Source organism: Alteromonas nitratireducens, assembly GCF_040812025.1.
GTDB classification, from domain to species: Bacteria; Pseudomonadota; Gammaproteobacteria; order Enterobacterales; family Alteromonadaceae; genus Alteromonas; species Alteromonas nitratireducens.
On the sequence record NZ_JBFNPK010000001.1, the window covers coordinates 311,280 to 328,529 of the forward strand.

Annotated in this window: 15 protein-coding genes; 11 read left to right on the top strand and 4 right to left on the bottom strand. The window is 50.6% G+C overall.

Annotated elements, in window-relative coordinates:
* Window positions 1–5 precede the first annotated feature (5 nt).
* Together AB1N33_RS01415 and tcdA are read right to left on the bottom strand one after the other, a co-directional pair.
* Window positions 6–413 carry a hypothetical protein gene (locus AB1N33_RS01415; protein WP_411269737.1) on the bottom strand — a complete coding sequence of 136 codons (408 nt, stop codon included), beginning with the start codon at window positions 411–413 and terminating at the stop codon, window positions 6–8.
* A 53-nt stretch (window positions 414–466) separates the two neighbouring features.
* Window positions 467–1,243 (bottom strand): tRNA cyclic N6-threonylcarbamoyladenosine(37) synthase TcdA, encoded by a 777-nt coding sequence (gene tcdA, locus AB1N33_RS01420; protein ID WP_411269738.1) that lies wholly within the window; start codon window positions 1,241–1,243, stop codon window positions 467–469.
* Between the two features lie 144 nt (window positions 1,244–1,387).
* Here tcdA and lhgD point away from each other — a divergent pair, with 144 nt between their 5' ends.
* The 3 genes from lhgD to AB1N33_RS01435 all read left to right on the top strand — a co-directional run bounded on the left by lhgD (window position 1,388) and on the right by AB1N33_RS01435 (window position 4,496).
* Window positions 1,388–2,602 carry an L-2-hydroxyglutarate dehydrogenase gene (gene lhgD / locus AB1N33_RS01425; RefSeq protein WP_411269739.1) on the top strand — a complete coding sequence of 405 codons (1,215 nt, stop codon included), beginning with the start codon at window positions 1,388–1,390 and terminating at the stop codon, window positions 2,600–2,602.
* A 104-nt stretch (window positions 2,603–2,706) separates the two neighbouring features.
* Complete coding sequence (locus tag AB1N33_RS01430) at window positions 2,707–3,666, top strand: glutathione S-transferase family protein (RefSeq protein ID WP_411269740.1); 960 nt, start codon at window positions 2,707–2,709, stop codon at window positions 3,664–3,666.
* Window positions 3,663–4,496 carry a pirin family protein gene (locus AB1N33_RS01435; RefSeq protein WP_411269741.1) on the top strand — a complete coding sequence of 278 codons (834 nt, stop codon included), beginning with the start codon at window positions 3,663–3,665 and terminating at the stop codon, window positions 4,494–4,496. Before AB1N33_RS01430 ends, AB1N33_RS01435 begins: the two co-directional genes overlap by 4 nt.
* A 28-nt stretch (window positions 4,497–4,524) precedes the next feature.
* Here AB1N33_RS01435 and AB1N33_RS01440 read toward each other — a convergent pair whose 3' ends face one another.
* Window positions 4,525–4,947 (bottom strand): DUF3429 domain-containing protein, encoded by a 423-nt coding sequence (locus AB1N33_RS01440; RefSeq protein ID WP_411269742.1) that lies wholly within the window; start codon window positions 4,945–4,947, stop codon window positions 4,525–4,527.
* 64 nt (window positions 4,948–5,011) lie between these two features.
* Window positions 5,012–6,292: a citrate synthase gene (locus AB1N33_RS01445; RefSeq protein ID WP_411269743.1), complete on the bottom strand. Its 1,281-nt coding sequence runs from the start codon at window positions 6,290–6,292 to the stop codon at window positions 5,012–5,014.
* A 678-nt stretch (window positions 6,293–6,970) separates the two neighbouring features.
* Here AB1N33_RS01445 and sdhC point away from each other — a divergent pair.
* The 8 genes from sdhC (at window position 6,971) to sucD (ending at window position 16,888) form a co-directional block, all read left to right on the top strand.
* A complete protein-coding gene (sdhC, locus tag AB1N33_RS01450; RefSeq protein ID WP_411269744.1) occupies window positions 6,971–7,345 on the top strand; it encodes a succinate dehydrogenase, cytochrome b556 subunit in 375 nt (124 codons plus the stop codon).
* Window positions 7,339–7,686: a succinate dehydrogenase, hydrophobic membrane anchor protein gene (gene sdhD, locus AB1N33_RS01455; protein WP_411269745.1), complete on the top strand. Its 348-nt coding sequence runs from the start codon at window positions 7,339–7,341 to the stop codon at window positions 7,684–7,686. The genes sdhC and sdhD overlap by 7 nt, the downstream gene beginning before the upstream one ends.
* Window position 7,687: 1 nt before the next feature.
* Window positions 7,688–9,460, top strand: a complete 1,773-nt coding sequence (sdhA, locus tag AB1N33_RS01460) for a succinate dehydrogenase flavoprotein subunit (RefSeq protein WP_411269746.1) — start codon at window positions 7,688–7,690, stop codon at window positions 9,458–9,460.
* Window positions 9,461–9,474: 14 nt separating this feature from the next.
* Window positions 9,475–10,185 carry a succinate dehydrogenase iron-sulfur subunit gene (locus AB1N33_RS01465; RefSeq protein WP_411269747.1) on the top strand — a complete coding sequence of 237 codons (711 nt, stop codon included), beginning with the start codon at window positions 9,475–9,477 and terminating at the stop codon, window positions 10,183–10,185.
* A 173-nt stretch (window positions 10,186–10,358) separates the two neighbouring features.
* Complete coding sequence (gene sucA / locus AB1N33_RS01470) at window positions 10,359–13,175, top strand: 2-oxoglutarate dehydrogenase E1 component (protein WP_411269748.1); 2,817 nt, start codon at window positions 10,359–10,361, stop codon at window positions 13,173–13,175.
* Window positions 13,176–13,185: 10 nt separating this feature from the next.
* A complete protein-coding gene (odhB, locus tag AB1N33_RS01475) occupies window positions 13,186–14,697 on the top strand; it encodes a 2-oxoglutarate dehydrogenase complex dihydrolipoyllysine-residue succinyltransferase (RefSeq protein ID WP_411269749.1) in 1,512 nt (503 codons plus the stop codon).
* A 152-nt stretch (window positions 14,698–14,849) separates the two neighbouring features.
* Window positions 14,850–16,016 carry an ADP-forming succinate--CoA ligase subunit beta gene (gene sucC, locus AB1N33_RS01480; protein WP_411269750.1) on the top strand — a complete coding sequence of 389 codons (1,167 nt, stop codon included), beginning with the start codon at window positions 14,850–14,852 and terminating at the stop codon, window positions 16,014–16,016.
* Window positions 16,016–16,888 (top strand): succinate--CoA ligase subunit alpha, encoded by an 873-nt coding sequence (gene sucD / locus AB1N33_RS01485; RefSeq protein WP_411269751.1) that lies wholly within the window; start codon window positions 16,016–16,018, stop codon window positions 16,886–16,888. The genes sucC and sucD overlap by 1 nt, the downstream gene beginning before the upstream one ends.
* Window positions 16,889–17,250 lie beyond the last annotated feature (362 nt).

Sequence of the window (17,250 nt, forward strand, 5' to 3'; positions counted from 1 at the left end):
TCAGATCAGTGCTGGTGCTGCGTCAGCGCATGGTCAAAGTAGGCTTTGACACTCACCTGGCTGTCATTGACCAGGCGTTCATAACAGATACCGGCAAAGGCATAGGAACGGGAGTCGACTTCCAGCACCACGTAAGGGGCTTCAGGGTTACTGTTGTCATAATGCCATTCGCCGCCCACCCGGCGTTTCAGTGTTTCGCCGGCGTAGGCACCAAACACGTTACATAAGGTAAACACGGCGTTGTCTTCCAGTGCTTTGTCGCGGTATTTATCCAGAAAGCTCAGTAACACGTCATCAACCAGTGCCAGGCTCTCTGGAGTAAAATCCAGCGTAATTCCAAACTCTTCTTTTGCAACCGCGACCGCGTCATTGGCGCTGTCATGCATCAGTGTTTCCAATTCGGTGGGGGTCATTCGACATCTCCTTTTTATTATTCTGCCATTGTGCGTGAGTTAACGCGGGATGTCTATTTGTTGCCGGTCAGCCGGTTTATGATGCTGGCTGCTGCAAACATACCAAAGGTGGCGGTAACGGTAACAACGGCGCCAAATCCGCCAGCGCAGTCAAGGCGGGTGCCGCCTTCCATTGCGGATTTGTTGTGGCACACACTCCCGTCAGGCTGCGGGTAGCGTAATTGCTCCGTTGAATAGATACACTCAACGCCAAATCGCCGTTTTGGGTTTTTGCTAAAACCATAATTTCGTCGTAGTTCACTGCGTAACTTTGCTGCCAGTGGATCCTGAATGGTTTTTGCAAGGTCGTCGCGCGTAATTTGTGTCGGATCGATCTGGCCGCCGGCACCGCCGACGGTGACCACCGGGATCTTATTTCGCTTACAGAACGCAATGATGGCAGCCTTCGCCCGGATGCTGTCGGTGGCGTCAATGACCCCATCCATATCGCGGGAGATATACTCTGCTATGTTGTCCTGGGTGACAAAATCTTCAACGGCATGGACGGTGCACGCAGGGTTAATCGCGCGGATCCGTTGTGCCATTACCTCCACCTTTGGCTGACCGACCGTCCCTTCGAGGGCATGGATCTGACGGTTGGTATTGGTAACGCAGATATCATCAAGATCAACCAGCGTGATGGTGCCAATGCCGCTTCGGGCCAGCGCCTCTGCACTCCAGGTACCAACACCACCAATACCGATCACCGCAACGTGTGACTGATGCAGCAACTGTGGCGCGTCGCTACCATAAAGTCGTGCAATACCGCCAAAACGGGGGTTGTCATTCATAGCAAACAGCCTGTAAGGTTCTGAGTCTGGAATATAACGATTGTCGACCGTCGTCATCTGACTGTCGCACGCGGCGCGAATGTAAGCAAAAAACACCTCGCTTGCAAGTCGGCAACGCGTTTTGCAAAGAGTATAAGCAGGGTTATGACGTCCCCACTGTCAAAATCGGATGTAATTATTGTTGGTGCTGGTATCGTCGGTGCCGCAGTGGCGCGTGCCTATCTTGCACGTTTCCCGACGCATCGCGTGGTCATGCTTGAAAAAGAGGCGCAGTGTGCTGCGCACCAGACGGGACGAAATTCAGGGGTCATCCACGCGGGTGTCTATTATGCGCCAGGCTCTCTCAAGGCCCGCTATTGCCGCGAAGGATTAGAACGCACACTCGCGTACTGCAAAGCCCATGATCTGCCGTACGAGCAGTGCGGGAAAATCATAGTGGCAACCAGCCCCCAAGAGGAAGCCCGGCTGGAAACGTTGTTTACCAACTGTGAGCAGAACGACTTATCCCCGACGCGGTTAACCGGTCAGCAAATTCGTGACATGGAGCCCGCCATTACCGGGACTGCGGGTGTTTTTGTATCTCATACCGGCATCACTGACTACGCAGCAATAACCCGGCATCTCTTGCATGAGTGTGCACAATACAGCGGTTTTACCCTTCGCTATGACACACATGTTGATGGCATTGACGAGCAGGGTGATGCTGTCCGGTGTCATGTCAGTCAGGGCGGTAAAAAGCATGTTCTTAGCGCAGAAAACCTCATCTGCTGCGCGGGTCTCATGGCCGATACCCTGATACGCCAGCAGGGGTTACCCTGCGATTTTCGGATATTGCCGTTCAGAGGAGAGTATTTTCGTTTATCTTCTCGCTTCGATGGCATTACCGAACGGCTGATCTATCCGGTGCCGGACCCGGCGATGCCGTTTCTTGGGGTACATCTGACAAAAATGATTGGCGGTTACACGACGGTGGGACCCAATGCTGTGCTGGCCAGTGGTCGTGAAGCCTATAACGGCTTCGCGCTGTCGCCGTCAGAGTGGTGGCGCAGCATCAGTTTTCCCGGACTTTACCCATTATTGTGGCGATTCCGGGGCGCGGTGGTGAACGAACTGAAAACCAGCCTGAGCCAGGCTGCTTATGCCAGACAGGTACAGAAATACTGCCCTGATGTGACGATGAACGACTTTTCACCGTATCGCAGCGGGATCCGGGCTCAGGCAGTCAGGCAGGACGGTACGCTGATGCATGATTTTCATTTTGTCCGCAGCGAACGTGTGATGCACGTAGGAAATGCCCCGTCACCGGCAGCGACCAGTGCCATGCCCATCGCCGATGCCATTCTTGCCGCGATGTTTTAGGCATTCTGTTTTTTCGAAAGATCAATCCGGAATTATCCGCGTTACGTTTACACAGTGGTGTGGTGGAATACATCATACTGTTATTAATAAAGCGAGGAGACACTATGGGACTTCTGGTTAACGGTCAGTGGCAGGATAAGTGGTATGACACTGACGGTAATGAAGGTAAGTTTAAACGTCAGGCATCGGTATTTCGTAACTGGATTGAGGACAACCCTGATGCGACTTATCCGGCTGAGTCCGGTCGCTACCACCTGTATGTGTCTCTGGCGTGTCCCTGGGCACATCGCACGTTAATTTTTCGCAGACTCAAACAGCTTGAAGATCACATCTCAGTGTCGGTTGTTCATCCTGACATGCTTGAAAACGGCTGGGAGTTTGGTGACTACCCAGGCGCCACAGGTGATACGCTGTACGGTGCAAAGTATATGCACGAAATTTACACTCGTGTTGATCCGTCCATCACGACCAGGGTGACGGTTCCGGTACTCTGGGATAAACAGCGTGAAGAAATTGTCAGTAACGAGTCTGCTGATATTATCCGTATGTTTAACACAGCATTTAACCGCCTGACCGGTGACGACCAGGATTTTTATCCGGACGCGTTGCAGCAGGAAATTGATGATATCAATGAGCTGGTTTATCACAACATTAATAATGGGGTGTATAAATCAGGTTTTGCGACCACACAGAGCGCTTACGAGGAAGCCTTCAATGCGTTGTTTAATACGCTTGATTTGGTCGAGACGCGGCTTGCTGCGCAGCGCTATCTGGCCGGTGACCAGATCACTGAAGCTGACTGGCGGTTGTTTACCACGCTCATTCGTTTTGATGCGGTGTATCATGGACACTTCAAATGTAACCGACTGCAAATTGCCGACTACCCGAATTTGTTTGAGTACATGAAAGAGCTCTATCAGATACCGGGTATTGCACAGACGGTAAACATGGATCATATCAAGCGGCACTATTATTACAGCCATACCATGATTAACCCGACACAAGTGATTCCGGCCGGCCCGGAACAGGACTTAATGGCACCGCATCAACGAGGTAAACAATGAGCAGAACCGTAAAATCTGTGGCTAACGGAATCGCAACCAGTGATGGCGCAGGCGTCGCGCTGACACGCATTATCGGGCAGCCCGCGCTGCCACGCCTCGACCCGTTCCTGATGCTCGATTACTTCGGCTCTGAAGAGGCGACAGACTACATTGCTGGTTTTCCGTCGCATCCCCACCGGGGCTTTCAGACCGTGACGTATATGCTCGCTGGGCGTATGCGCCATCGTGATTCAGTGGGCAATGACGGCGTTATTGAGACCGGAGGGATCCAGTGGATGAATGCCGGGCGGGGAATCATTCATGAGGAAATGCCTGAACAAAAAGAAGGCCTTTTACGCGGCTTTCAGCTTTGGGTTAATTTGCCTGCTGAGCAAAAAATGTCTGCGCCGGGCTATCAGGACATTCCACCTTCTGAGGTTCCGATTGTGAACAAGCCGGGTGTCAATGTACATGTGCTGGCGGGTAACTATGACGGCGCCACAGGACCGGTAACCGGTAGCCCGGTATCACCGCATTTCTACGATTTACGTTTTACCACCCAGGATAGCGCCGAGCCCCTGGTCGTGCCGCTGCCTGCGTCTCATAGTGCGTTTGTGTATTGTTATGAGGGCGTTGTCAGTGTGGCTGGTTATACGCTGACCGCCGGAACACTCGCGGTATTAACCGACGGTGACAGCGTTAGTATTGACACGCCAAAAGGCGGCAAGGCGATACTGGTTGCCGGTGAACCCATTGGCGAGCCAGTGGTACAGTACGGGCCGTTTGTGATGAATACGGAGGCCGAAATTCATCAGGCCCTGCATGATTACCAGACCGGCAGACTGGCGTAGGCAAAAAGGGTGACATGTCACCCTTTTTTTATGTCAGTAATGCAATCATCCAGGCGTGGGTCAGTACAACGACGGTCGTCAGTCCCATGCGCAGTGTCATGTAGCTCATGATGTCGCTTTTAGGCAGTGCCAGCATGTACTTGTCGTAAAACAGGATGGCAAGGTAGCTGATTGACAGGATACCTAAAACCAGTGGCGTGCCACTGAACACCAGACAAAGCCAGCCGGTGATGGTCGGCAGCATGGCCACCACCATCTGATGATTAAAGCGTTTGTGGCTGATTGCATCCCACCAGTGGATCCCACCGAAAAATGAAAGCAGAACCGCAGAATACTGTGTGAAATACCGTGCTGCCTGCGGCAGTGGCAGGGTGTCTGTTACGATGGCCAGCGGCATACATAAAAAGGGCAGTAATCCTGCCAGGCCAAGAAATACAGCAGAGTAGGGCATGGACCAGTCTCCTTAAAAAAATAGCGCCACGGGGGCGCTATTTAGTATGACACAGAGCCACTGATTAGCGGTTGATTGGTGTGTATTTACGCTGGCTGTGACCGGTGTACAGCTGTCGAGGACGACCGATTTTCTGTTTTGGATCGCTCATCATTTCGTGCCAGTGTGAAATCCAGCCAACCGTACGTGACAGTGCAAAAATACACGTGAACATGTTGGTTGGAATACCAATCGCTTTCAGTACGATGCCTGAGTAGAAGTCTACATTCGGGAACAGTTTCTTCTCTGCGAAGTAGTCATCTTCCAGTGCAATGCGCTCCAGTTCCATCGCGACATCCAGCAGAGGATCGTTTACTTTCAGCTCTTTGAGCACTTCGTGACAGCTCTCACGCATTACGGTAGCGCGTGGGTCATAGTTTTTGTAAACACGGTGACCGAAGCCCATCAGACGGAACGGATCGTTCTTGTCTTTCGCACGCTCAATAAACTCTGGAATACGATCAACACTGCCGATTTCTTCCAGCATGTTCAGGCAGGCTTCGTTTGCACCACCATGGGCAGGTCCCCACAGAGACGCAACACCTGCTGCGATACACGCATATGGATTAGCGCCAGACGAGCCTGCAAGACGAACGGTTGACGTTGATGCATTCTGTTCGTGGTCAGCATGCAGGGTAAAGATACGATCCATTGCACGCTCAACAGCCGGGCTGATTTCATAATCTTCCGCCGGTACAGAGAACATCATGTTCAGGAAGTTGGCAGCATAGCTCAGGTCGTTACGCGGATAGACGAATGGCTGGCCAATATTGTACTTGTAGCACATAGCAACAAGCGTAGGCATTTTCGCAATCAGGCGATGTGCACTACGGATACGCTGCTCTTCATTACCTACGTCCAGATCGCTGTGATAAAACGACGACATTGCGCCAACGGTACCGCAAAGCATTGCCATTGGATGCGCATCGTTTCTGAAACCATGGAAGAACATATTAATCTGTTCATGCACCATTGTGTGGCGCGTGATGGTTGCTTTAAATTCTTCGTACTGTTCTTTTGTCGGTGCATCACCATGCAGCAGCATGTGACACACTTCCAGATAATCCGCATCACGTGCCAGTTCCTCGATTGGGAAACCGCGGTGAAGCAGAACACCTTTTGCGCCATCAATATAAGTGATAGCTGACTCGCAGGATCCTGTCGCCAAAAAACCGGGGTCGTAGGTGAAATAGCCGTGGCTACCGAGAGTGCGTACATCAATAACGTCCTGACCTTCGGTAGGGGATAGAACCGGAAGCTCGATTTCCTTACCGCCGACCTTAAGAATGGCTTTCTGATCTGCCATAAAATGCTCTCCTCAGAATGGTTCTGTTTGCAGCGAAATCGGATAAAAAGTATCCGACCCGTTGGGAAAAGTGGCGTAGTTGTACTTTATTCTGTACCGATAAGTCAATTTAAATGCATATAGGCGCAATAAATATTCCGGATTGAAATTGATGATATCGGGTCGCGATTTGCTCTGAAAATCAATCACTACCGGCTGTGCACTCTGGTCAATCTCTGCCGTAACGCACTGACATGCAATACAGAATGTCTTCTGAGTATGGTCGAAGATTGAACAGTGTGTGTTGCTTTTTTCAGCATACAGATTAAATGCGCGTAATCCGCTCGACTTATCATAGTTATCTACATTGACAACTGCTACTATTACGCCCGCTTTATAACGACGAACAGGACTAAATCGATCAATTTTGATCCGGTTTTTAGCGTTTTCACTATGTAATGGAGACGGTATAAGACTAAGGTCCTAATAAGGCACAAAAAATTGTAATTGTACAATGTGCTGGATATACTCAGCCGTACTTGAAAACAGGACCGTTAAGTCTGTTAACCAAGTTACAAAACATTCACAAAATGTTAACAGCTCAGGGAGCGATCACGTTAACAAATAAACACGCCGGGACATTACAGGACACTGCAAAATGACCCGGTTTTGTCCCTACGGAACAAACAGGCATAAATTGTGAAAAAGCAAAGACCAGTAAATTTAGATCTGAATACCATTAAATTTCCGCCCTCTGCTATTTCGTCAATCCTTCACCGTGTTACCGGTGTCGCAATGTTCTTCGCACTGTTATTCGTCATCTGGGCATGGGCTGTGTCCGTGTCATCCGCTGACGGGTTCGCGCATGTGAGTGCATTGATGGACGGTATCATCGGCAAGCTGATTGCGATTGGCACCGCCTCTGCGCTGACCTATCACCTGCTCGGTGGTATCCGTCACGCCATCATGGATATGGGGTATTGGGAAGAACTTGAGTCAGGCAACCTGAGCGCCAACGTTGTGATTGGTCTTTGGATTGTGCTGACAGTCGTATTGGGAGTGGCATTATGGTAACCAATCAGGCAAGTATGAAGCGTGACGGCGTTCAGGATTACGTATCGCTGCGCGCGACTGCTGCAATCATTGCAGCCTACACAATTTTTATGACGTGGTTCTTTATCTCCACGGAAACCATCACTTTTGACGTCTGGCAAGGTCTGTTTTCCGGCATTGCCATGAAAGTTTTCACTCTGGCGACCCTGGTTGCCATCATGATTCACGTTCGCATCGGCTTGTGGCAGGTTCTTACTGACTACGTAAAACTGCCGGGTCTGCGCGCACTGCTTCAGTATGTACTGAATATCATCGCGTTCGCCTATGTCGCTGTTGGACTATTCGTTCTGTGGGGAGTGTAAGATGAGTTTACCTATTCATGAGTTTGACGCAGTAGTAATTGGTGCTGGTGGCGCGGGTATGCGCGCGGCACTGCAGATTTCCCAGTCGGGTAAATCCTGCGCACTGTTGTCTAAAGTATTTCCGACCCGTTCGCACACCGTATCTGCCCAGGGTGGTATCACGGTAGCGCTGGGTAACTCCCATGAAGATAACTGGGAATGGCACATGTATGACACCGTTAAGGGGTCAGACTACATTGGTGATCAGGACGCCATTGAATATATGTGTAAGACCGGCCCGGAAGCCATCATCGAGATGGAAAACATGGGGCTGCCGTTTTCACGTTTTGAAAACGGGAAAGTCTATCAGCGTCCGTTCGGTGGCCAGTCTAAGAATTTTGGTGGCGAGCAGGCGGCTCGTACCGCTGCTGCAGCCGACCGTACCGGTCACGCGCTGCTGCACCTGCTTTATCAGCAAAACGTTAAGAACAAGACCAAAGTCTTCTCTGAGTGGTATGCGCTGGATCTGGTGAAAAACCAGGATGGCGACGTAGTAGGCTGTACTGCTATTGATATTGAAAGCGGCGAAGTGGTGTACTTTAAGTCACGCGCTGTAGTACTTGCGACCGGTGGTGCCGGCCGTATCTACGCGTCGACGACCAACGCGCACATCAACACCGGTGACGGCATTGGTATGGCACTGCGTGCCGGTGTAGCCGTACAGGACATGGAAATGTGGCAGTTCCACCCAACCGGTATTGCCGGTGCCGGGACCCTGGTTACTGAAGGGTGTCGTGGTGAAGGTGGTTACCTGCTCAATAAAGACGGCGAGCGTTTCATGGAGCGTTATGCGCCAAACGCCAAAGACCTGGCAGGCCGTGACGTTGTAGCCCGTTCAATGATGACGGAAATTCGTGAAGGCCGTGGATGTGAAGGTCCATGGGGCACGCACATTAAACTGAAACTGGATCACCTGGGTAAAGAGGTGCTTGAGTCACGACTGCCGGGTATCCTGGAACTGTCGCGTACCTTTGCGCACGTTGATCCGGTGAAAGAACCAATTCCGGTTATCCCAACCTGTCACTATATGATGGGTGGTATTCCGACCAACGTTCACGGTCAGTGTCTGACAGTGGATGATAACGGTAACGACCAGGTAGTTAATGGTCTGTTTGCCTGTGGTGAGATTGCCTGTGTATCTGTACACGGTGCAAACCGTCTGGGCGGTAACTCACTGCTTGATCTGGTGGTATTCGGACGTGCGACGGGTCTGCACCTTGGTGAAACCCTGTCTGAAATGGCACCAACCCGTGATGCATCTGCAACTGACATCGAAGCGGCAATGGCACGCTTCAACCGTTGGGAAAGTTCAGAGAAAGGCAAGGGCGAAGATCCGGTTCAGATTAAGAAAGACATGCAACAATGCATGCAGCTTAACTTCTCTGTATTCCGTGAGGGTGACGCGATGGCGGAAGGCCTTGAGAAACTGCGTGAAATTCGCGAGCGTCTCAAGCATGCACGCCTTGACGATAAAAGTTCTGACTTCAACACCATGCGTATTGAGTGTCTGGAACTGGATAACCTTATGGAGACCGCGTACAGCACTGCAGTGGCAGCGAACTTCAGAACTGAGAGTCGTGGTGCACACAGCCGCTTCGACTACCCTGATCGTGACGATGAAAACTGGCTGTGTCACAGCATTTATCGTCCTCAGACTGAGTCTATGGTCAAACGTGAAGTCAATATGAAGCCTAAGCTTCGGGAAGCATTCCCGCCGAAAGTGCGTTCATATTAAGAGAGGCAATAGTCATGCAATTACATTTTTCAATTTATCGCTACAATCCTGAGGTTGACGATAAGCCTCGGATGCAGGACTACACGCTGGACGTGGAAGAAGGCCAGGACATGATGGTGCTGGATGCACTGCTTGCGATTAAAGAGCAGGATCCTACACTGTCACTGCGTCGTTCATGCCGCGAAGGGGTATGTGGCTCTGACGGTCTGAATATGAACGGTAAAAACGGGCTGGCGTGTATTACACCAATCTCGTCGCTGGGCAAAGGCAAAATCGTAATTCGACCTCTGCCTGGTCTGCCGGTGGTTCGTGACCTGGTGGTTGATATGACCCAGTTCTACACCCAGTACGAAAAGGTCAAGCCGTTCCTGATTAACGACGGTAAGAAGCCACCTGCGCGTGAACACCTGCAGTCGCCTGAAGACCGTGCGAAACTTGACGGCCTGTACGAGTGTATTCTGTGTGCATGCTGTTCAACGTCGTGTCCTTCGTTCTGGTGGAATCCGGATAAATTTATCGGTCCGGCCGGACTGCTGCACGCTTACCGGTTCCTGATTGACAGCCGTGATACAGCCACAGACGAACGTCTGAATGATCTTGACGATGCATTCAGCGTTTTCCGCTGTCACGGTATTATGAACTGTGTGAATGTGTGTCCGAAAGGGCTCAACCCTACAAAAGCGATCGGCCATATTAAGTCGATGCTTTTACAACGGGCTGTTTAGTACTATAGTTCTGTCATCAATTGAGTGACAGCTAGTGATGCTCTAAATGGCCATCCTCGTGGGATGGCTATTTTTTTATATATTCGAAGTGCTTAGTGTTGGTTATACGTCGAATAGCCTTATAATACAGTACTCGGATGGTTGTTTTTGACAAAACGTAGCAAGGCACAATAATGCAAGAAAGCGTGATGAAAGCGTGGTGGGACTCTTCACACATGGCAGGCGCAAATGCTGCTTATGTTGAAGAGTTGTACGAGGCGTATCTGGAGGATCCGCAAAGCGTATCCGACTCCTGGCGCCAGGTCTTCGATAATCTGCCCAAAGTTGATGGAGTAGAGCTCGAAGCAAAACACTCAGAGATTAAAGCGCAGTTTAAGAAACTGGCTTCACTTGGCCCAACCGCCCGTATGGGTAGTGCAGCGCCGTCAGAGAGCGTCTCTGATGATCGCCAGGTCAAGGTACTCCAGCTAATCAACGCTTATCGTTTCCGTGGTCATCAGCATGCCAACCTCGACCCGCTGGGTTTGTGGAAGCAGGCACGCGTCAGAGACCTCGAACTTTCTCATCACAGTCTCTCCGAAAACGATTTTGACAGTGTATTTAATGTGGGCTCCTATGCCATTGGCAAAGAGACCATGTCACTGGGCGATCTGTTTAAGTCGCTGAACCGCACCTATTGCGGCTCTATCGGTGCAGAATATATGCACATCACTGACACTGAACAGAAACGCTGGCTACAGCAGAAAATTGAATCTGTTGAAGCGCGTCCGCAGTTCAGCAAAGAAGAAAAACTCTACATTCTTAAAGGTCTGGTCGCCGCTGACGGTATGGAAAAATACCTCGGTTCTAAGTTCCCGGGTGCGAAGCGTTTCTCACTCGAGGGTGGCGATGCGCTAATCCCGATGCTTAAAGGGCTGATTACCGAAGCCGGTACCGCAGGCGCCAAAGAAGTGGTTATTGGTATGGCGCACCGTGGACGTCTGAACGTGCTGGTTAATGTGCTGGGTAAAAACCCATCTGTACTGTTTGATGAATTCTCTGGTAAACACGATGAGTCGCTGGGCTCAGGTGACGTAAAATACCACGCTGGTTTCTCATCTGACTTTGCTACACCAGGCGGTAATGTGCATCTGGCGCTGGCGTTTAACCCGTCTCACCTTGAGATTGTAAACCCGGTTGTTATGGGCTCCGTGCGTGCGCGTCTGTCGCGTCGTAACAACGACACCAGTATGGTGCTGCCTATCACTATTCACGGTGATTCCGCGATTGCCGGACAAGGTGTGGTGCAGGAAACCTTCAACATGTCACAGACCCGCGGGTTTGCGGTGGGCGGTACGGTCCGCATTGTGATCAATAACCAGGTTGGTTTCACCACATCTAAAATTGAAGACACCCGCTCTACGCAATACTGTACTGATATTGCCAAGATGGTACAGGCGCCGATATTCCACGTTAATGCAGACGATCCTGAAGCGGTTGCGTTTGTTACCAAACTGGCGCTGGAATACCGTAACAAGTTTAAGCGTGACGTGGTCATTGACCTGGTTTGTTACCGTCGTCATGGTCACAACGAGGCGGATGAGCCAAACGCAACACAGCCGCTGATGTACCAGAAAATCAAGAAGCATCCCGTTCCGCGCGAAATTTACGCCAACCAACTTGTTGCTGAAGGCACTATTGAAGACAAAGATGCCAAGAAGCTGGTTGACGATTACCGTGCCGCACTGGATCACGGTGCCTGCGTGGTTGACGAATGGCGTCCGATGGCCGAGCACAGTGTCGACTGGAGTCCGTTCCTGGGCCATGACTGGGATTGCGATTACGATGGCAAAATCAGTGTCGATGAACTGAAAAAACTGGGTGAGGCGATTACCCGTTACCCTGACTCGGTGAAGCTGCATTCGCGTGTTAACAAACTTTACCAGGACAGAAAAGCCATGGTTGCCGGCGAGAAGCAGCTCGACTGGGGTATGGCCGAAAACCTGGCGTACGCGAGTATCGTTACCCGTGGCAATGATATCCGTATCACTGGTCAGGATTCAGGTCGTGGTACTTTCTTCCATCGCCACGCTGTGCTGCATAACCAGGACAATGGCGAAGCCTATATCCCGCTGCAGCACATCAGCGATGACCAGGGTGAACTGGAAATCTATGATTCAGTGCTGTCAGAAGAAGCTGTGATGGCGTTCGAATACGGCTTTGCGACGGCGGAGCCTAACTGTCTTACTATCTGGGAAGCGCAGTTCGGTGACTTTGCCAACGGTGCCCAGGTGGTATTTGACCAGTTCCTGAGTTCGGGTGAGGCGAAATGGGGCCGTCTGTGTGGTCTGACTGTACTGCTGCCGCACGGGTATGAAGGGCAGGGACCTGAACACAGTTCTGCGCGCCTCGAGCGTTTCCTGCAGATGTGTGCTGATCACAACTGGCAGGTCTGCGTGCCGTCAACGCCGGCGCAGGTATTTAACATGCTGCGTCGTCAGGTGATTCGTCCAATGCGTAAACCGCTGATTGTGATGTCACCGAAGTCGCTGCTTCGTCATCCGCTGGCAACCTCGTCGCTCGAAGAGCTGGCAGAAGGTAAATTCCACAACGTAATTGGCGAAATTGACGACCTTGATCCGAAGAAAGTGAAACGGGTTGTCATGTGTTCGGGCAAGGTGTACTACGACCTTCTCGATCAGCGCCGGAAAAATGAGCAAACAGACGTCGCAATCATCCGATTGGAGCAACTTTATCCATTCCCACAGGAAGAATGCGCGAAGATTGTGGCACAATACAGCCACGTGAAAGATTGGGTCTGGTGTCAGGAAGAGCCGCAAAACCAGGGAGCCTGGTATTGCAGCCAGCATCACTTCTGGCAAGCGATTCCAGATGGCGCCAAGTTGACATATGCCGGACGTGAAGCCTCATCTTCACCGGCAGTAGGTTATGTTTCTGTTCACAACCAGCAGCAAAAAGCCCTGGTTGAAGACGCACTCACTATCAAATAAGGAACCACAGATGACAATTGAGATAAAAGTTCCGGTCCTTCCTGAGTCAGTTGCCGATGCCACCATTGCAACCTGGCACGTCAAGGCCGGTGATTCAGTAAAACGCGATCAGAACCTGGTTGATATCGAAACCGATAAGGTTGTGCTGGAAGTTGTGGCTCCGGCTGACGGTGTAATCGATGAGATCCTCGATGAAGAAGGTGCAACTGTGCTGGGTGAACAGGTGATTGCCAAGCTGAAAGAAGGTGCTGCGTCGTCATCTGCGTCTGCTGAAAGCGCGCCAGCCAAGGCCGAGAGTGCTGAAAAATCGGGTGGCGACAGCAAACCTGCGGCCGGTGGTAAGCAACATGATGTGAAAGTACCGGTACTGCCTGAGTCAGTGGCCGATGCGACCATTGCAACCTGGCATGTTCAGGTTGGCGAAGCGGTAAGTCGTGACCAGAATCTGGTGGATATCGAAACCGATAAAGTAGTGCTTGAGGTTGTCGCGCCTGCAGACGGCACCGTGTCAGAAATTCTGGCCGAAGAGGGTGCGACGGTGACCGCGGAAGAAATTATCGCGAAATTTACCGAAGGCGCGGGTGCGTCAGCACCTGCTGCAACTGCATCAGATGACAGCGACGATGGTGACAGCGATGCGCTGAGCCCGTCTGTACGTCGTTTGCTGGCAGAAAAAGGCGTGGATGCCGCGAAAGTGAAAGGCACCGGTAAGAACGGCCGTATTACCAAAGAAGATGTTGAGAAGTACCTGAAGTCAGGCGACAGCAAACCTGCTGCTGCAGCGACCCAGGCTGACGAGACGGCGTCTTTGCCAACCGGTAACCGCACTGAGAAACGTGTCCCTATGACGCGTCTGCGTAAAACGATTGCTAATCGCCTGTTGGAAGCGAAAAATTCTACGGCGATGCTGACAACGTTTAACGAAGTGAACATGAAACCAATCATGGATCTGCGTAAGCAGTATCAGGACAGCTTCGAAAAACGTCATGGTATCCGCCTTGGCTTTATGTCTTTCTATGTGAAAGCTGTAACTGAAGCCCTGAAGCGTTTCCCTGAAGTGAACGCGTCGATTGACGGTGATGACATTTGTTATCACAACTATTTTGATATCTCCATTGCGGTATCAACACCGCGTGGTCTGGTAACACCGGTACTGAAAGATACCGACACGCTGGGCATGGCAGGTATCGAGAAGGGCATTAAAGAACTGGCAATTAAAGGCCGTGACGGCAAGCTGTCTATGGACGAGCTGCAGGGCGGTAACTTCACCATCACTAACGGTGGTGTATTCGGTTCTCTGATGTCTACGCCTATCATTAATCCGCCACAAAGCGCGATTTTAGGCATGCATAAAATCCAGGACCGTCCTATGGCAGTCAACGGTAAAGTTGAAATTCTGCCTATGATGTACCTGGCGCTGTCGTATGACCACCGTATCATTGACGGTAAGGAGTCAGTAGGCTTCCTGGTGACAGTGAAAGAGATGCTGGAAGATCCGACACGCCTGCTTCTGGACGTGTAAGACTTTCGTCTCACAGGAATTGTGCTTGAGAGGCGACCTTGTGTAAGCTTGGTCGCCTCTGACACAACACTGATATTCGGCCTATAATATCAGTCACGTTAATCAAGTCGCGTAAGCGGCTTTTGTCTTAATAAAAATCGGAAAGAAACACCATGAATTTGCATGAATACCAAGGTAAGCAGCTATTCAGAGAATACGGCTTACCTGTTTCTGAAGGATACGCTGCAGACACTCCTCAGGGTGCTGTAGAAGCTGCAGACCGCATTGGCGGTGACGAGTGGGTAGTGAAATGCCAGGTCCACGCTGGTGGTCGCGGTAAAGCTGGCGGTGTTAAGCTTGTGAAGAGCAAGAGTGACATCCGTGAGTTCGCCGAAAAATGGCTGGGCAAAAATCTGGTGACCTTCCAAACTGACGAAAAAGGTCAGCCGGTCAGCAAGATTCTGGTTGAATCGTGCACCGACATTGCAAATGAACTGTACCTGGGTGCGGTTGTAGACCGTACCAGCCGTCGCGTTGTGTTCATGGCCTCAACCGAAGGCGGTGTTGAAATTGAAACCGTTGCTGAAGAAACGCCAGAGAAAATTCTGAAAGCGGAAATTGACCCAATTGTTGGTCCGCAGCCTTATCAGGCACGCGAAATGGCGTTTAAACTGGGCCTTGAGGGTGCACAAATCAAGCAGTTCGTTCAGATCTTCCTGGGTCTGGCAAAAATGTTTGAAGATCTGGACGTTGCGCTGATCGAAATCAACCCGCTGGTTATCAAAACAGATGGCAACCTGCACTGTCTGGATGCCAAAGTGGGTATCGACAGCAACGCCCTGTACCGTCAGCCTAAAGTGAAAGACATGCACGACCCTTCTCAGGAAGATCCGCGTGAAGCTCATGCAGCCCAGTGGGAACTGAATTATGTCGCACTGGACGGTAACGTTGGTTGTATGGTTAACGGTGCTGGTCTGGCGATGGGTACGATGGATATCGTAAACCTGCACGGTGGCAAGCCTGCTAACTTCCTGGATGTTGGTGGTGGTGCAACCAAAGAGCGTGTTGCAGAAGCATTCAAAATCATTCTGTCTGATGACAACGTAAAAGCCGTACTGGTAAACATCTTCGGTGGTATCGTACGTTGTGACATGATTGCTGAAGGTATCATTGGCGCCGTGAAAGAAGTTGGCGTAAACGTACCTGTGGTTGTTCGTCTTGAGGGTACTAACGCGGAACTTGGCCGTGAAGTACTGGCGAATTCAGGTCTTGATATCATTGCCGCTGAGTCGCTGACTGATGCAGCGCAGAAAGTGGTTGCAGCAGCGGAGGGCAAATAATGTCAGTATTAATTAATAAAGATACCAAAGTTATCTGTCAGGGTTTTACCGGTGGTCAGGGTACTTTCCACTCTGAGCAGGCGATTGCTTACGGTACCCAAATGGTTGGTGGTGTTACACCAGGCAAAGGCGGTACAGAACACCTGGGTCTGCCTGTATTCAATACCGTTCGTGAAGCGGTTGAAGCAACCGGTGCAACGGCCTCTGTTATTTACGTACCAGCGCCTTTCTGTAAAGACTCAATCGTCGAAGCCGTTGACGCGGGTATCGAACTGGTTGTCTGTATCACAGAAGGTATTCCGACACTGGATATGCTGTATGTGAAAGAATATGTGAATGCCAAGGGCGCGCGCATGATCGGTCCAAACTGCCCGGGTGTGATTACGCCGGGAGAGTGTAAGATTGGTATCATGCCTGGTCACATCCATAAGCCAGGTAAAGTGGGTATCGTTTCCCGTTCAGGTACACTGACATACGAAGCGGTTAAGCAAACCACAGATGAAGGTTTCGGTCAGTCTACCTGTGTAGGTATCGGTGGTGATCCTATTCCAGGTTCAAACTTCATCGACATTCTGAAGTTGTTCGAGGAAGACCCACAGACTGAAGCCATTGTGATGATTGGTGAGATTGGTGGTACCGCTGAAGAAGAAGCGGCAGCTTTCATCAAAGAGCACGTGACTAAGCCTGTTGTGTCTTACATTGCGGGTGTAACAGCACCTCCGGGTAAGCGTATGGGTCACGCTGGCGCAATCATCGCCGGTGGTAAAGGTACTGCTGACGAAAAATTTGCGGCGCTTGAAGCTGCGGGTGTTAAAACAGTGCGTTCACTGGCTGACATCGGCAAGGCTCTGCGTGAAGCAACGAGCTGGTAAGCCATCCCGAAATAATCGAAAACGCCACCTTCGGGTGGCGTTTTTTTTTGCTGCTTTTAAAAGAAAAGCGCTCTAACTCTAAAGTACCTGGTGACACCATGGTTCATTAAAGCTGGCATTGCACAGTGCTTTCTTAAATTTTTACTCATTACTTCTCAATTAGTCTGTTCATACAGAAAATGTCACCGATGCTGACCATTTCCTCTGTCAGGTGTAATTTAGTTAACAGTCTGTTAACTAAATGGGCAGTTTATGCCAACGTCAGCGTTGACTTAAATATCTCTTACACTAAGCACAATTTTCTTTTGCCACTCAAACTTTTATCGAAAAAATAAAAATACTCATAAATACAATAAGCTAGA

Excerpts from the sequence above, each read along its gene's own strand:
- AB1N33_RS01415 (WP_411269737.1), bottom strand. The coding sequence starts at position 413 with ATGACCCCCACCGAATTGGAAACACTGATGCATGACAGCGCCAATGAC.
- tcdA (WP_411269738.1), bottom strand. The coding sequence starts at position 1,243 with ATGAATGACAACCCCCGTTTTGGCGGTATTGCACGACTTTATGGTAGC.
- lhgD (WP_411269739.1), top strand. The coding sequence starts at position 1,388 with ATGACGTCCCCACTGTCAAAATCGGATGTAATTATTGTTGGTGCTGGT.
- AB1N33_RS01430 (WP_411269740.1), top strand. The coding sequence starts at position 2,707 with ATGGGACTTCTGGTTAACGGTCAGTGGCAGGATAAGTGGTATGACACT.
- AB1N33_RS01435 (WP_411269741.1), top strand. The coding sequence starts at position 3,663 with ATGAGCAGAACCGTAAAATCTGTGGCTAACGGAATCGCAACCAGTGAT.
- AB1N33_RS01440 (WP_411269742.1), bottom strand. The coding sequence starts at position 4,947 with ATGCCCTACTCTGCTGTATTTCTTGGCCTGGCAGGATTACTGCCCTTT.
- AB1N33_RS01445 (WP_411269743.1), bottom strand. The coding sequence starts at position 6,292 with ATGGCAGATCAGAAAGCCATTCTTAAGGTCGGCGGTAAGGAAATCGAG.
- sdhD (WP_411269745.1), top strand. The coding sequence starts at position 7,339 with ATGGTAACCAATCAGGCAAGTATGAAGCGTGACGGCGTTCAGGATTAC.
- sdhA (WP_411269746.1), top strand. The coding sequence starts at position 7,688 with ATGAGTTTACCTATTCATGAGTTTGACGCAGTAGTAATTGGTGCTGGT.
- AB1N33_RS01465 (WP_411269747.1), top strand. The coding sequence starts at position 9,475 with ATGCAATTACATTTTTCAATTTATCGCTACAATCCTGAGGTTGACGAT.
- sucA (WP_411269748.1), top strand. The coding sequence starts at position 10,359 with ATGCAAGAAAGCGTGATGAAAGCGTGGTGGGACTCTTCACACATGGCA.
- odhB (WP_411269749.1), top strand. The coding sequence starts at position 13,186 with ATGACAATTGAGATAAAAGTTCCGGTCCTTCCTGAGTCAGTTGCCGAT.
- sucC (WP_411269750.1), top strand. The coding sequence starts at position 14,850 with ATGAATTTGCATGAATACCAAGGTAAGCAGCTATTCAGAGAATACGGC.
- sucD (WP_411269751.1), top strand. The coding sequence starts at position 16,016 with ATGTCAGTATTAATTAATAAAGATACCAAAGTTATCTGTCAGGGTTTT.